Here is a 13,693-nt window from a genome sequence, read left to right as displayed (position 1 = left end):
GCACACCCGGAGCCCTTATGCGCCAACCTGATATCGAGATCTACCTGAAGGACGCCGACGTCGACCACAAACAGATTGCCGGGTGGCTTGCCCAGGCGATCGGCCCGTGCAGCGAATGGAAGCAGAAAGGCCAGACCTTCAAATGCCAGGCCGGTAACATTCCGGTCACTTGGTTACCGAAGGCTGTAGGGAAATGGAACAGCCTATACCTGGAAAGCGACCAGACCCCCTGGGCCGACGATATTGCCTGCGCCCGCGCTGCATTCGCCGCACTGGGGGTGGAAGTACGCTGCGCACCGGGTGGCTGGGTCGAGGAAGACGGCGAGGAGGATGCCGACCGCTGGGTCCGTATCAGCGCCGACGGTGAAGAGGAAATCACCTGGCGTACGTCTTGAGCTTGAAGCTTCAAGCTGCAAGTTTCAAGCAGGCTCGCATCAGGCTGCAAGTACACGGTCACTTGCAGCTTGAAGCTTATAGCTTAAGGCTCAGAGGCCTACCACGTCTTCGGCTTGCAGGCCTTTCTGGCCCTGCACGCAAGCGTATTCAACCCGCTGCCCTTCGACCAGGGTACGATGCCCCTCACCGCGAATCGCCCGATAGTGGACGAATACATCCGCACCACCTTCGCGCTGAATGAAGCCATAACCCTTGGCATCGTTGAACCACTTTACATTCCCAGTCTCACGAGACGACATCTGAACTACTCCGGTTTTTTATTGTGAAGATCGCCGTGCAGGCATGGGCTCACTTGCCCCGTGCCAACGCCGCTTGCCGAAATAACCTGCAAGTGGCAGGCCGAGTATATGCCACAGCACAAAAAAAATTGATGACGGTCCCGCTGTTGGCCGATTTTTGCTGAACTTACGCACATACGGCAGACTAATTAACTGGATACTCACCTGAACATCACACCCAGGGCACACACCCCATGACCCGTTCCCCCCTGCGCCGCCTGATTTTCGGCGCCCTGCGTCGCCTGTTGTACCTGTGGGTGCGCTCCGAAACCATCAACCAGTCGGCCATGTCGTTGAACCTGGACCGCAGCCGGCCAGTGATCTACGCCTTGCCTACCCCGGCGCTCACCGACCTGGTCGTACTCGACCACGAGTGCACCAAGGCAGGGCTGCCGCGCCCGGTGCTGCCGGTAACGGTCGGTCCGCTGCAGGAACCCGCCGCGTTCTTCTACCTGACCCCCGACCCCGACTGGCTGGGCCGCCAGGACAAGCGTGGCGCCCCGCCCACCCTCGAGCGCCTGGTAGCTGCCGTTACCCAGCATGCCGAGGAAGATGCGCAGATCATTCCAGTCAGCGTGTTCTGGGGCCAGACCCCGGCCAGCGAGTCCAGCCCGTGGAAACTGCTGTTTGCCGACAGTTGGGCAGTGACCGGGCGTTTGCGGCGGCTGCTGACCGTACTGATACTCGGGCGCAAGACCCGCGTGCAGTTCTCTGCCCCCATCCACCTGCGCGAACTGGTGCAGCACAACAAAGGCCACGAACGCACCGTGCGCATGGCCCAGCGCCTGATGCGCGTGCATTTTCGCAACCTCAAGACCGCGGTCATCGGCCCCGACCTTTCGCACCGCCGCAACCTGGTCAAGGGGCTGGTTCATGCACCGCTGGTGCGCCAGGCCATCGCCGAGGAGGCGCAGCGCGAAAACCTGCCGCTGGCCAAGGCCGAAGCCCAGGCCTTGCGCTACGGCAACGAGATTGCCTCTGACTACACCTACACTGCCATCCGCTTCCTGGAGGTGGTGCTCAGCTGGTTCTGGAACAAGATCTACGACGGCATCAAGGTCAACCACATCGAGCAGGTGCAGGGCATCGCGCCCGGCCACGAAGTGATCTACGTGCCCTGCCACCGCAGCCATATCGACTACCTGCTGCTGTCGTACCTGCTGTTCCGCAACGGCCTCACGCCACCCCACGTGGCCGCGGGCATCAACCTCAACATGCCGGTGGTCGGCAACCTGCTGCGCCGTGGCGGGGCGTTCTTCATGCGCCGCACCTTCAAGGGCAACCCCCTGTATACCGCGGTATTCAACGAATACCTGCACACCCTGTTCACCAAGGGGTTCCCGGTGGAGTACTTCGTCGAAGGCGGCCGTTCCCGTACCGGGCGCATGCTGCAACCGCGCACCGGGATGCTGGCCATTACCCTGCGCAGCTTCCTGCGTTCGTCGCGCACGCCCATCGTGTTCGTGCCGGTCTACATCGGCTATGAACGCGTGCTAGAAGGCCGCACCTACCTGGGCGAGCTGCGCGGTGCCAGCAAGAAGAAAGAGTCGGTATTCGATATCTTCAAGGTGTTCGGCGCGCTGAGGCAGCGCTTTGGCCAGGTGTCGGTCAACTTTGGCGAGCCGATCCGCCTGGCCGGCTTCCTCGACGAGCAACAACCCGGCTGGCGTGAGCAGGAGCATGGCCCGCAATACCGCCCGGATTGGCTCAATGCCACTACCCATCGCCTGGGTGAGACCGTGGCCCGCCACCTCAACGAGGCGGCGGCCATCAACCCGGTCAACCTGGTGGCCATGGCATTGCTATCCACCAGCCGCCTGGCCCTGGATGAACGCGCCCTGGTCCGCGTGCTCGACCTGTACCTGGCCCTGCTGCGCCAGGTGCCCTACTCGCCGCACATCACCCTGCCCGAGGGTGACGGCCAGGCCCTGATCGAACACGTGCGCGGCATGAACCTGGTCGCCGAGCAGAAGGACGCCCTGGGCCGCATCCTGTACCTGGACGAAGGCAATGCGGTGCTGATGACCTACTACCGCAACAACGTGCTGCACATCTTCGCCCTGCCGGCGCTGCTGGCCAGCTTCTTCCTCAGCAGCTCGCGCATGAGCCGCGAACTGTTGGGGCAGTATGTGCACGCGCTGTACCCGTATTTGCAGGCCGAACTGTTCCTGCGCTGGGCGCCGCAGCAATTGGACGACGTCATCGACCAGTGGCTGGCGGCGCTGGTCGAGCAAGGCCTGCTGCGCCAGGACAACGACATCTATGTGCGCCCGCCGCCGAGCTCGCGGCAGTTCGTGCTGCTGACCCTGCTGGCCCGCACCATCACCCAGACGCTGCAGCGTTTCTACATGGCCACATCCCTGCTACTCAACAGTGGGCAGAACAGCCTCAGCGCCGAAGCGCTGGAAGACCTGTGCGTGATGATGGCCCAGCGCCTGTCGATCCTGCATGGCTTGAACGCCCCGGAGTTTTTCGACAAGACGCTGTTCCGCCACTTCATCCAGACCTTGCTCCAGCAAGGCGTGCTGCATGCCGATGCCCAAGGCAAGCTGGGTTACCACGACAAGCTCGGCGAACTGGCCGAGGGCGTGGCCAAGCGCGTGCTATCGGCCGAGCTGCGCCTGTCCATCCGCCAGGTGGCGCTGCATCGCGACGAGCCTTCAGACGTGGTGCAAGGGTAGCTTTTCTGTCTGCCGCCAGGCCTTGAGAGGGGACAGCATCGCCGTGCTTTCCCCCTCTCAAGGAGCACCACCATGAACCAGATCAAATCGATCGACGTCGAAATCGTTTCTTCCAACGACAACTACCTGCCAGCCTCCGCCCAGGTGCTACTGAGCCTGCTCGACGTGTCCCGTGCCGACGCGCCGGCCGTCAGCCAGGCCGAGCTGCGCCTTCAGTGCGCCGGTGTACTGCCGATCAAGCTGCAACTGGCCTGCGACCTCAGCCAGCTCGACCCGCGCGGTAGCTACGTGCTGGCCGTGCGCATCGAGCAGAACGGGCAACTGCAGTTCATCAACACCACCCATCACGCCGTAAACCCTCACACCTTGTCTGGCACCGAACGCGTGGTGGTCGATAACGTGGCGACGCCCCCGGTCGTGCTCCATGATTGATTAGGGAAAATCCGCTAAAGTCCCTGGGGTTGGCCACAAGCCGGCTCCAAGGACAACGGAGATTCCATGAAAAAGCTCTTTATGCTGTGTTGCGCATCCCTGCTCGCAGCCTGCTCCAGCCAAACCCCGCCCGCCCAGGCCAGCCTGGATGGCGAAGTCTTCTACCTGCAGCGCATTGCCCTGCCGCCGGCCGCCACCCTGAGCGTCGAACTGCAGGACGTGTCGTTGATGGACGCCCCGGCCGTGACCCTGGCCCGCCAGGCCGGCCCGGTCAAAGGTAACGTGCCGCTGCCGTTCCACCTCACCTACGATCCGCGCCAGGTCAAACCCGGCCACCGCTATGCGCTGAGCGCGCGCATCGAGCTGGGCGGCAAACTGCTGTTCATCAATACCGAACACCATGGCGTGCTGCTCGACGGCTCCGACCCGCAACCCGTGCGCGTCAAGCTCGACCAGGTTCGCTGATACCCGTATTCATCTGTTTACAAGGCACGCTTCATGATCCGCACTTCCCTGCGCTTCACCACCCTGTGCGCCGGCCTGCTGCTGTCGGCCAGCGCGCTGGCCCTGTCGCTGGGCGACCTGAGCCAGAAGGACGCCACCGGCGGCCTCAAAGATGCCCTCACCCAAGGCGCGCAACTGGCGGTCAAGCAACTGAGCACCCCAGGCGGCTTCAGCAACAACCCGGACGTGCGTATCGAACTGCCGGGCAACCTGGGCAAGGCCGCCAAAGCGATGAAGATGTTCGGCAAGGGCGAACAGGTCGAAGCCCTGGAAGCCAGCATGAACAAGGCCGCCGAAAAGGCCGTGCCGCAGGCTCAGGCGATTCTGGTAGACGCCGTGAAGAACATGAGCGTGACCGACGCCAAGGGCATTCTCAGCGGCGGTGACGACTCCGCCACCCAGTACCTGAACAAGAGCAGCCGCGAGCAGATTCGGGCCAAGTTCCTGCCGGTCGTCAAGCAGGCCACCGACCAGGTTGGCGTGGCTCAGAAGTACAACGCCTTCGCCGCGCAGGCCAAAGGCCTGGGGCTGGTCAAGGATGACGCCAACATCGAGAACTACGTGACCGAGAAGGCGCTGGACGGCCTGTTCGAGATGATCGGCAAGCAAGAGCAGAACATTCGCCAGAACCCGGCCGCCGCAGCTACCAGCCTGGCCAAGAAGGTCTTCGGCACGCTCTGATAACGCGTGGTGCCACAGCAGTGGTCTGCGTGAACCCGCGCGGCCGCTGCCTCTGCGTCGTTTTGGCTGTACCGCCTTTCCCCGCTCCCTCGGCCAACAGCAAGGTGCAGGATGGCGGCTCTTTTCGACGAGGAGTTTCCGTTATGCCCTCCACCCCACATTTCCAGATCTTCATCGACTGCGAAAGCCAAGACCGGATAACACCGGACGCTTCGGCGAGTTACGTATTGGTCCTGAGTGAAAAACTGGAGGGCTTCGGCGCTGCCAAAGGCAGCTCCGTCCTGCAGCCCGTGCTTACCCTCGAGCAGCAAGGCGAACTGGCGCTGCCCCAGACCTTCAGTTTCATGATCGATGGGGCAACGCTCAAGGAAGGCCATGCTTACCAGGTGAGCCTGCGCTACCAGGCCACCAACGGTAGCCCGCACGGCAAGCGCCTGGCCTGGAAAGAGACTTTCGTCGCTCAGGACCAGGCCCGTATTGCACCTGCCGCCGTCAGCGGCCATGGCCCGTGCAAAGGCCGCACCAACAGCTGCCTGAGCTGGTAAGGGCCGGCGCCTTCAACACCCAGGGCGCAAGCTGCCTGCACGCTCGCGCCTGGGTCTTCAACGCTGCTTTACCCTGAACCAGGCCGCGTACAACGCCGGCAGGAACAACAACGTCAGCACAGTGGCCACGATCAGGCCACCCATGATCGCGACCGCCATCGGCCCGTAGAACACGCTACGCGACAGCGGGATCATGGCCAGCACCGCGGCCAGCGCGGTCAGCACGATCGGCCGGAAGCGCCGCACCGTGGCCTCGATGATCGCTTGCCAGCGGTCCATCCCTGCCGCAATGTCCTGCTCGATCTGGTCAACCAGAATCACCGAATTGCGCATGATCATCCCCGCCAGGGCAATGGTGCCGAGCATGGCGACAAAGCCGAACGGCTGGCGGAACACCAGCAGGAACAGGGTCACGCCGATCAACCCCAACGGCGCGGTCAGGAACACCATCAACGTGCGTGAGAAGCTGCGCAGCTGGATCATCAGCAAGCTCAACACCACCACGATGAACAGCGGCATGCCAGCGTTCACCGATTTCTGCCCGCGTTCGGCATCTTCCACCGTGCCGCCCACTTCCAACAGGTAACCGTCGGGCAGCTTGGCGCGGATGCCCTGCAAAGAAGGCAGAATCTGCTTCACCAGTGTCGCAGGTTGCGCTTTGTCGTAGATGTCTGCCCGCACGGTCACTGTAGGTAAGCGGTTACGGTGCCAGATGATGCCCTCCTCGAAGCCATACTCCAGGGTCGCGACCTGCGACAGCGCCACGCTCTGGCCGTTGTCGGTCGGCAACGCCAGGCTGCCCAGGTTGCCCAGCTCGCTGCGCTCCTGCAGCGTACCGCGCAGCAGTATCTCGATCAGCTCGTTGTCTTCGCGGTACTGGCTGGCGGTGGTGCCGGTCAGCGAACTTTGCAGGAAACTCGCCAGGTGCGCGGTGCTCACGCCCAGCGCACGGGCACGGTCCTGGTCGATGCTCAGAAACACCGCCTTGCTCGGTTCCTCCCAGTCCAGGTGCACATTCACCACATGCGGGTTCTCGCGGACCTTGGCCGCCACCTCACGGGCCAGTGCCCGCGCCTTCTCGATATGCTCGCCCGTGACGCGGAACTGCACCGGGTAACCCACGGGCGGGCCGTTTTCCAGGCGGGTGACCCGGGCGCGCAACTCGGGGAACTGCTGGTCCACCGTGGCGATCAGCCAGCTGCGCAGGCGCTCGCGGTCGTCCATCGACTTGGCCAGTACCACGAACTGGGCGAAGCTGGCGGCCGGCAGTTGCTGGTCCAGCGGCAGGTAGAAGCGCGGCGAACCGGTGCCCACGTAGGCCACATAGTTGTCGATGCCATCCTGCTGCGCGAGCAGCGCCTCCAATTGCTTGACGCGCTCGGCGGTATTGGCCAGCGATGCACCTTCGGCCAGCTTCAGGTCGACCATCAGTTCCGGGCGCCCGGACGCCGGGAAGAACTGCTGGGGCACGAAGCGGAACAGCAGGAGGCTGCCGATGAAGGCCGCGAGGGTCAGCAGGATCACCGTTTTGCGGCGCCGTACACACCACGCCACAACCCGCCGCACACGCTGGTAGAACGGCGTGGCATAAGGGTCTGGCGCCTGGCCATGACGGGCCGCGTGCAGCCGGGCCAGGTCGGGCAGCAGGCGCTCGCCCAGGTAAGGCACGAACACCACGGCGACCAGCCACGATGCCAGCAAGGCAATGGTCACCACCTGGAAGATCGAGCGGGTGTATTCGCCGGTGCTGGAGGCCGCCGTAGCGATGGGCAAGAAGCCCGCTGCGGTGATCAGGGTGCCGGTGAGCATCGGGAAGGCCGTGCTGCTCCAGGCGTAACTGGCCGCCTTGAGGCGGTCGTAGCCCTGCTCCATCTTGATCGCCATCATTTCCACGGCGATGATCGCATCGTCTACCAGCAAGCCCAGGGCCAGTACCAGCGCCCCCAGCGAAATCTTGTGCAGGCCGATGCCAAAGTAATGCATGGCCGCGAAGGTCATGGCCAGCACCAGGGGGATGGCCAGCGCCACCACCAGGCCGGTCCGCAGGCCCAGGGAGAAGAAGCTGACCAGCAGCACGATGACCAGCGCTTCGGCCAGCACCTGCACGAACTCGCCCACACCGGCCTTGACCGCCGCGGGCTGGTCCGAGACCTTGCGCAACTCCATGCCGGCCGGCAGGTTGTGCGCCAGGCGTTCGAACTCGCTTTCAAGCGCCTTGCCGAGCACCAGGATGTCGCCGCCATCCTTCATCGACACCGCCAGGCCAATGGCCTCTTCGCCCATGAAGCGCATGCGCGGTGCGGGTGGGTCATTGAAGCCACGGTACACTTCGGCGACATCGCCAATGCGGAAGGTGCGGTCGCCCACCCGAATCGGGAACTGGCGAATCTGCTCGACGCTGTCGAAGCGACCGCTTACCCGCAGTTGCAGGCGCTCGCTGGGGGTTTCGAAGAAGCCGGCGGTGCTGACTGCATTCTGTTCGCGCAGGGCGTTCTGCACCGCTTGCAGCGGCACCCCCAGGGTGGCCAGCTTGAGGTTGGACAGTTCGATCCAGACTTTCTCGTCCTGCAAGCCGATCAGCTCGACCTTGCCCACGTCCTTGACCCGCTGCAGCTGGATCTGGATCCGGTCGGCATAGTCCTTGAGCACGGCGTAGTCGAAGCCCTTGCCGGTCAGTGCATAGATATTGCCGAAGGTAGTGCCGAATTCGTCGTTGAAGAAGGGGCCCTGGATTTCCGGCGGCAAGGTATGGCGAATGTCCGCGACCTTCTTGCGGATCTGATACCACAGCTCGGGAATGTCCTTGGAGTGCAGCGAGTCGCGGGCCATGAACGTGACCTGCGATTCGCCAGGCCGGGAAAACGAGACAATCCGCTCGTACTCACCGGTTTCCATCAGCTTTTTCTCGATGCGCTCGGTTACCTGGCGCGCCACTTCCTCGGCCGTGGCACCGGGCCACAGGGTACGAATGACCATGGCCTTGAAGGTGAACGGCGGGTCTTCGCTTTGGCCCAGCTTGGTGTAGGACATGGCGCCAATGGCCGCCACCAGGATCATCAGGAACAGGACGATCTGGCGGTTGCGCAGCGCCCAGGCAGAAAGGTTGAAACCCATCGGGACTTACTCCTTGGCCGTCAGGTTCACTACGCGGTTGCTGCGGTCGACGGGGCGTACCTGCTGCCCCTCACGCAATACATGACCACCGGCGGCCACCACCCAGTCATCGGCGGCCAGCCCTTCGAGCACGGGCACGCTATCGTTGCCGTACGCACCCAGGCGCACCACGGCCCGCTCCAGGCGGCTGTCCTTGTTCACCCGCCAGACATAGGCCTGGCCGTCTTCGGCGGTGACCGCCGACAGCGGTACAGACAAGGGGATCAGGCCTTCGGTAGCAATGAATACCCGGGCGCTCTGGCCCAGTTCGGCCGGGGCAGCCGACGTGGTGAAGGCGATGCGGGCGGCGAAGGTGCGCGAGCGCGGATCGGCCGCGGGTGACAGCTCGCGGATGCGCCCTGGGAAGCGCGCCTGCGGGTGCGACCACAGCTCCACACTCACCGGTTGGCCGATGGCGACCCGGGCGAACTGCTGTTCTGGCAGGGCGATGGCCACCTCGCGCTCACCATCGGCGGCGAGGGTGAAGGCGGTTTGCCCAGCGGCAACCACCTGGCCCACTTCCACCTGGCGCTTGGCAATCACCCCGGCCTGGGGCGCACGCAATACGGCATAGGCTGCCTGGTTCCCGGCCACGTCGAACTGCGCCTTGGCCTGCTTCAGGCGGGCCAGGCCGGCACGGTAGAGGTTTTCGGCATTGTCGTACTGGGAATGGCTGACCATCTGCCGGTCCAGCAGCTTCTGGTAGCGGTCGCGCTCGGCGCGCACCAGCGACAGGTTGGCCTCGGCAGCCGCCAGCTGGGCGCGGTTGGCTTCCAGTTGCAGGCGTACGTCCTGCGGGTCCAGTTCGGCCAGCGGCTGGTCGGCCTTGACCCGCTGCCCCTCTTCGACCAGGCGCTTGCTGACCTTGCCGCCGATGCGGAAGGCCAGCTCCGGCTCGAAGCGCGCGCGCACTTCGCCGGGGTAGCTGTCGGCAGCGGCTTCGGCCGGCTGCGGCTGCACCACCAATGCTGGGCGCGGCGCGGCAGGTGGGGCAGCTTCCTGGCCGCACGCTGCAAGAAGCAGGGCAGCGGCTGCGGGCAGAACGATGGACAAGGCATGGCGCAACATGATGAATCCTTTCCCGAGGGGCACTTCGAATATTTATACTGGCAAGTATATTAAATCAGCGAACCGGTGCCGGGAAGGGTATGAGTGTGGGTTTTTGCAGGGTATGGCTTGGGCCTTTTGGCGCCTGTGAGATCGAGCCGCCGTATGTGTGGCAGATTGGTGGGGGTGCCAAGCAGTCCTGGGAAACCGCAGTCAACTGTGGGAGCGGCCTTGTGTCGCGATGGGCCGCAAAGCGGCCCCGGCGGAATCTGCGGCGAAGCTGAAATCGTGGGGCCGCTGCGCGCCCCATCGCGACACAAGGCCGCTCCCACCTCGACCGCAGCGGCCTCAAGCCATGTGCGGTACTTGTGTGGCCAGTAGTCCAGGTCCTTGTGCTGCCAGGCGCGATCCCTGGGGGCCGCCATAGGCCGGGCGACTGGTGGCCGACACAGTTCATCTCGAAGGCGTTCAAACGAATTTCACGTGGCATGGATACTGCTGTTCGATAGGCTTGACACCCTCGCCAGGTGCCCTTGAGGCTTTATCAACACGATCCACACCAAAAAATAATCGTTATAAATTAGCAATCTACATCTACTTATCGACACCGCGGGTGCCTGCATGAGGACATCACTGTCGATCAACTGTCCGCTGGCAGACAGCAGGTAATGCAGGCAGGCTTTAGCCGGATGGCGCCTGACCCGCTAAGATGGGCGACTCTTCAACCAGATGCAGACCACAATGTCCAATGACGCACCCATCGGCCCAGGCCGGCCCAAGGACCTGGCCAAGCGCGAGGCGATTCTCGAAGCTGCCAAGTCGCTGTTCTTAAGCCTCGGCTACGCCAACACCAGCATGGATGCGGTCGCTGCGGCGGCAGGTGTTTCTAAGCTCACCGTGTACAGCCACTTCACCGACAAGCAGACGCTGTTCTGTTCAGCGGTCATGGCCACGTGCCAGATCCAGCTGCCGGACCTGTTGTTCGAGTACCCCGTCGGTGCGCAGGTCGAAGACGTGCTGCTGAATATCGCCCGTGGTTTCCAGGCGCTGATCAGCAGTGACGAAGCGGTCAAGCTCAGCCGCCTGATCATGGCCCAAGGCAGCCTGGACCCGAGCTTTGGCCAGTACTTCTACGAAGCTGGGCCCAAGCGCGTGCTGGCCGGGATGGAAGCGCTGCTGCGCGGGGCGGATGAGCGCGGGCTGTTGCGCATCGACAACCCGCTGCGTGCGGCGGAGCACTTCTTCTGCCTGGTCAAGGGGGCACCGGATTACCGCTTGCTGCTGGGGTGCGCGGGGCCGTTGCAGGGCGACGAGGCCGAGGCGCATGTGCGCGAGGTGGTGGGGGTGTTCTTGCGAGCGTACCGACCCTGAAAGCATCTTCTGGCATACGCGGTCTGTAGGAGCGCGGATGCCAGTGCCTGTGCCCCCCAACCGGCGTACTACCTGACATTTTTGCCAGTATCCGCCCGGGTACACTCTGGACATACTCTCATGAAGCCCCACATGAGCGCACCACCATGTCCACTCAAACACTTAAGCTCTTTTATAAGGGCAGCAAACTCTCGACAGTGCACTCAGGCAGTGCTCATTGTTCAGTTGTCAGCGCGAATAACCAGAACCTGTGCGAAACAAACAGCCAAACCACGCAAACACAGCTTTTGGCCACCGATGCCCAAGCGTCAACCGTTACCTCCCATGCAGGAAGCCAAACGGCCATTGCCTACAGCCCTTATGGCGGTGATAGTTTACCGGCCGCTCACCCGATACTGTCCCGCTTTACCGGGCAAACTTGGCTACCCTCTGCCATAGGCTACTTGCTGGGTAATGGTCACCGCCTGTTCAATCCTGCGCTGATGCGCTTTCACAGTGCGGACAGTTTCTCGCCATTCGCTAGAGGTGGCCTTAACACGTATGCTTACTGCGGCAACGACCCCATCAACAGGGTGGACCCTACCGGCAGATTTTTCGGAAGGCTGTTCAAAAAGCTTAACCAGCGCTATCGGTACAATAACCTGGCTCCACGCCTGGATGAATCGAGTCCTAACCTATCTAGAAATGAATACAACGCGCTGTCAAAGTCTATTAATAAACGCCAACTCCGAGCTCAGAGTAAGCTAGAACGCGGAATTACTCATGGACTTCCCTATACAACAGGGTATGCACTGGAAGAAATAAACATTCTTAATAACCAACAGACAATACTGGGCCTTTTGCCCGCAGACAAAAACGGGCGTTTTAATTTTGACACTACCCGACCAACGCAAAAAACGCATGCACACAGTGCAGTCCATGCCGATCCTCCCCGTACACTCGCTGAAGAAATACTAAGCAGCCATACAACCATTGACCCTTCCATTCCGGAAGATATGGTACACGAAGAGCTGCTAGAACGTCTGAGACGCCTGCGTGAGGATTAGGCCTTCAACGCCTTCTTCGGATATATGTCATACCGGCTCGACTTACCCTCCAGGCTATGGCTCGGCTTCGGCCCGTCGATGATCGGCGCCTTGCGCGGCCGCTTCACCACCACCCGGTGGCTGGCCAGCGCCAGGGCGGCTTCAAGCAGGGCCGGGGCATCCAGGTCATCGCCGACCAAGGGCCGGAACACGCGCATCTCCTTTTTCACCAGGGCGCTCTTGTCGCGGTGCGGGAACATTGGGTCGAGGTAGATCACCTGCGGCGCCTCGCCTTCCCAACTGCGCATGCGCTCGATGGCATTACCGGTCAGCAGGCGCATGCGCCCGACAATCGGCCCCACTTCTTCATCCAGCCGGGCGCGCGCCAGGCCATCTTCCAGCAGCGCGGCTATCAGCGGCTGGCGTTCGATCAGGGTCATCTGGCAGCCCAGGCTGGCCAGCACAAACGCATCTTTGCCAAGCCCCGCCGTGGCATCCAGCACCTGCGGTCGAACGCCTTGGGCGATGCCCACGGCCTTGGCGATCATCTGCCCGTTGCCACCGCCAAACTGGCGCCGGTGCGCGGCCTGGCCTTCGACAAAGTCCACCCGCACCGGCCCCGGTGCCTGCGGGCCCAATTGCTGGATCTGCAAACCATCAACGCCCACCTGCACGGCAAACCCGGCCTCATCGTCCTGCAACGGCAGCGCCAGGCGCTCGGCCCATGCAGCGGCCTGCGCTGCGAATTCGGCCGTTAGCGCCTCGACCCGGATACCTGCGCCCTGCTCTTCCATCTTCAACACCTAGAAATTGAACCCAGCCGTTAAGGTATCGGCCGCCACGGCCGATACAGGCAATATCCCGCTATTCTGCCAGAGCACAACGCGCGCGACTGCCATGTCAGATACTCTTCCCATCGGCTTGACCTATTTGTCGCCTGTCGGCAACTACAGTCAGCACAACACCCAGGCACTCGGGGGCGTCAGCCACCTGTGGCAGGATTTTTTCGCCCGGGCCATGGCCGAGCGCCAGGAAGAGCCGGTAGACAGCATCAGCCAGTCGTTCGTGCAGTACGACCAGGACAGCGGCGAACCGATCGGCGGCGCCCGCGCGCTGGCCATGATCGACGCCCAGCGCGCCTGCCCGGTGCAGGATACCCGCGTAGTACCACCCGAGCCGCTGTTTCTGCCCAAGGCCGAGCTGGAAGCCAGCCTCTTGCCGCCGGCCCCCGAGCCTTTCAGTGCCATGGAACTGATCGAGCAGCAGCGCCAGCTCGACATCAACAACAGCTGGCTGCGCCCGGTGGTGATGAGCCAGGGTCAGCCGCTGCCCGAGCCCGGACCGGGCCCTAGCCCGCGCCCGCTGTTCCTGCCCATCGCCGAACTGGAAAGCGACTTGTTGCCACCCGCCGCCGAACCGTTCGACGATGCCACGCTGAGCAAGCAGCAGACCGACCTGGCGTTCGACCTCCACTGGGCGCGCCCGGTGGTGCTGAACAACGTGCGCGCCTACGCCTGACC

At 63.1% G+C, this 13,693-nt stretch carries 13 protein-coding genes and 1 pseudogene; 9 read left to right on the top strand and 5 right to left on the bottom strand.

The features are described 5' to 3' along the window. Nucleotides 1–17 precede the first annotated feature (17 nt). Entirely contained in the window at nucleotides 18–395 is a 378-nt protein-coding gene (locus AACG97_RS05875) for a hypothetical protein (RefSeq protein WP_009686969.1), read from the top strand. A 90-nt stretch (nucleotides 396–485) separates the two neighbouring features. Here the strand turns inward: AACG97_RS05875 and AACG97_RS05870 are convergent, their stop codons facing one another. Continuing rightward, nucleotides 486–695 carry a cold-shock protein gene (locus tag AACG97_RS05870; protein ID WP_003252255.1) on the bottom strand — a complete coding sequence of 70 codons (210 nt, stop codon included), beginning with the start codon at nucleotides 693–695 and terminating at the stop codon, nucleotides 486–488. A 233-nt stretch (nucleotides 696–928) separates the two neighbouring features. Between AACG97_RS05870 and plsB the strand changes: the two genes are divergently transcribed. From plsB to AACG97_RS05845, 5 genes are all read left to right on the top strand, one after another. After that, the gene (gene plsB / locus AACG97_RS05865) at nucleotides 929–3,415 is read left to right on the top strand and encodes a glycerol-3-phosphate 1-O-acyltransferase PlsB (RefSeq protein WP_197885411.1); all 2,487 of its coding nucleotides are present in this window, start codon (nucleotides 929–931) and stop codon (nucleotides 3,413–3,415) included. A gap of 72 nt (nucleotides 3,416–3,487) precedes the next feature. Then, nucleotides 3,488–3,847, top strand: a complete 360-nt coding sequence (locus AACG97_RS05860) for a YbaY family lipoprotein (RefSeq protein WP_197885410.1) — start codon at nucleotides 3,488–3,490, stop codon at nucleotides 3,845–3,847. Between the two features lie 66 nt (nucleotides 3,848–3,913). Then, nucleotides 3,914–4,312 carry a YbaY family lipoprotein gene (locus AACG97_RS05855; RefSeq protein ID WP_054890080.1) on the top strand — a complete coding sequence of 133 codons (399 nt, stop codon included), beginning with the start codon at nucleotides 3,914–3,916 and terminating at the stop codon, nucleotides 4,310–4,312. A 33-nt stretch (nucleotides 4,313–4,345) separates the two neighbouring features. Further along, nucleotides 4,346–5,032 carry a DUF4197 domain-containing protein gene (locus AACG97_RS05850; RefSeq protein WP_144187661.1) on the top strand — a complete coding sequence of 229 codons (687 nt, stop codon included), beginning with the start codon at nucleotides 4,346–4,348 and terminating at the stop codon, nucleotides 5,030–5,032. A 143-nt stretch (nucleotides 5,033–5,175) separates the two neighbouring features. Next, complete coding sequence (locus tag AACG97_RS05845) at nucleotides 5,176–5,577, top strand: hypothetical protein (protein WP_009686974.1); 402 nt, start codon at nucleotides 5,176–5,178, stop codon at nucleotides 5,575–5,577. A 57-nt stretch (nucleotides 5,578–5,634) separates the two neighbouring features. On the opposite strand, the gene AACG97_RS05840 is transcribed toward AACG97_RS05845, so the two are convergent. The 3 genes and pseudogenes from AACG97_RS05840 to AACG97_RS05830 all read right to left on the bottom strand — a co-directional run. Further along, nucleotides 5,635–8,691: an efflux RND transporter permease subunit gene (locus tag AACG97_RS05840; RefSeq protein ID WP_225785860.1), complete on the bottom strand. Its 3,057-nt coding sequence runs from the start codon at nucleotides 8,689–8,691 to the stop codon at nucleotides 5,635–5,637. Between the two features lie 6 nt (nucleotides 8,692–8,697). Then, entirely contained in the window at nucleotides 8,698–9,798 is a 1,101-nt protein-coding gene (locus AACG97_RS05835; protein WP_197885408.1) for an efflux RND transporter periplasmic adaptor subunit, read from the bottom strand. A gap of 353 nt (nucleotides 9,799–10,151) precedes the next feature. Then, nucleotides 10,152–10,267: pseudogene (locus AACG97_RS05830) on the bottom strand (hypothetical protein); the annotation flags it as partial. 239 nt (nucleotides 10,268–10,506) lie between these two features. On the opposite strand from AACG97_RS05830, the gene AACG97_RS05825 reads away from it, so the two are divergent. Together AACG97_RS05825 and AACG97_RS05820 are read left to right on the top strand one after the other, a co-directional pair. Next, on the top strand, nucleotides 10,507–11,148 hold the full coding sequence (locus AACG97_RS05825; protein WP_197885407.1) for a TetR/AcrR family transcriptional regulator: 642 nt from the start codon (nucleotides 10,507–10,509) through the stop codon (nucleotides 11,146–11,148). 146 nt (nucleotides 11,149–11,294) lie between these two features. Then, nucleotides 11,295–12,194 carry an RHS repeat-associated core domain-containing protein gene (locus tag AACG97_RS05820; protein ID WP_084728225.1) on the top strand — a complete coding sequence of 300 codons (900 nt, stop codon included), beginning with the start codon at nucleotides 11,295–11,297 and terminating at the stop codon, nucleotides 12,192–12,194. On the opposite strand, the gene AACG97_RS05815 is transcribed toward AACG97_RS05820, so the two are convergent. Continuing rightward, nucleotides 12,191–12,967 (bottom strand): class I SAM-dependent methyltransferase, encoded by a 777-nt coding sequence (locus AACG97_RS05815; protein ID WP_197885406.1) that lies wholly within the window; start codon nucleotides 12,965–12,967, stop codon nucleotides 12,191–12,193. The two genes, AACG97_RS05820 and AACG97_RS05815, sit on opposite strands and share 4 nt — an antisense overlap. Nucleotides 12,968–13,070: 103 nt before the next feature. Between AACG97_RS05815 and AACG97_RS05810 the strand changes: the two genes are divergently transcribed. Next, nucleotides 13,071–13,691 (top strand): energy transducer TonB, encoded by a 621-nt coding sequence (locus AACG97_RS05810; RefSeq protein WP_115293474.1) that lies wholly within the window; start codon nucleotides 13,071–13,073, stop codon nucleotides 13,689–13,691. Nucleotides 13,692–13,693 lie beyond the last annotated feature (2 nt).

This window comes from Pseudomonas sp. Nvir, assembly GCF_963778085.1.
GTDB classification, from domain to species: Bacteria; Pseudomonadota; Gammaproteobacteria; order Pseudomonadales; family Pseudomonadaceae; genus Aquipseudomonas; species Aquipseudomonas juntendi.
This window is presented reverse-complemented; position numbering and strand designations above follow the sequence as displayed.

Excerpts from the sequence above, each read along its gene's own strand:
- AACG97_RS05875 (WP_009686969.1), top strand. The coding sequence starts at position 18 with ATGCGCCAACCTGATATCGAGATCTACCTGAAGGACGCCGACGTCGAC.
- AACG97_RS05840 (WP_225785860.1), bottom strand. The coding sequence starts at position 8,691 with ATGGGTTTCAACCTTTCTGCCTGGGCGCTGCGCAACCGCCAGATCGTC.
- AACG97_RS05820 (WP_084728225.1), top strand. The coding sequence starts at position 11,295 with ATGTCCACTCAAACACTTAAGCTCTTTTATAAGGGCAGCAAACTCTCG.
- AACG97_RS05815 (WP_197885406.1), bottom strand. The coding sequence starts at position 12,967 with ATGGAAGAGCAGGGCGCAGGTATCCGGGTCGAGGCGCTAACGGCCGAA.
- AACG97_RS05860 (WP_197885410.1), top strand. The coding sequence starts at position 3,488 with ATGAACCAGATCAAATCGATCGACGTCGAAATCGTTTCTTCCAACGAC.
- plsB (WP_197885411.1), top strand. The coding sequence starts at position 929 with ATGACCCGTTCCCCCCTGCGCCGCCTGATTTTCGGCGCCCTGCGTCGC.
- AACG97_RS05850 (WP_144187661.1), top strand. The coding sequence starts at position 4,346 with ATGATCCGCACTTCCCTGCGCTTCACCACCCTGTGCGCCGGCCTGCTG.
- AACG97_RS05825 (WP_197885407.1), top strand. The coding sequence starts at position 10,507 with ATGCAGACCACAATGTCCAATGACGCACCCATCGGCCCAGGCCGGCCC.
- AACG97_RS05810 (WP_115293474.1), top strand. The coding sequence starts at position 13,071 with ATGTCAGATACTCTTCCCATCGGCTTGACCTATTTGTCGCCTGTCGGC.
- AACG97_RS05835 (WP_197885408.1), bottom strand. The coding sequence starts at position 9,798 with ATGTTGCGCCATGCCTTGTCCATCGTTCTGCCCGCAGCCGCTGCCCTG.
- AACG97_RS05845 (WP_009686974.1), top strand. The coding sequence starts at position 5,176 with ATGCCCTCCACCCCACATTTCCAGATCTTCATCGACTGCGAAAGCCAA.
- AACG97_RS05870 (WP_003252255.1), bottom strand. The coding sequence starts at position 695 with ATGTCGTCTCGTGAGACTGGGAATGTAAAGTGGTTCAACGATGCCAAG.
- AACG97_RS05855 (WP_054890080.1), top strand. The coding sequence starts at position 3,914 with ATGAAAAAGCTCTTTATGCTGTGTTGCGCATCCCTGCTCGCAGCCTGC.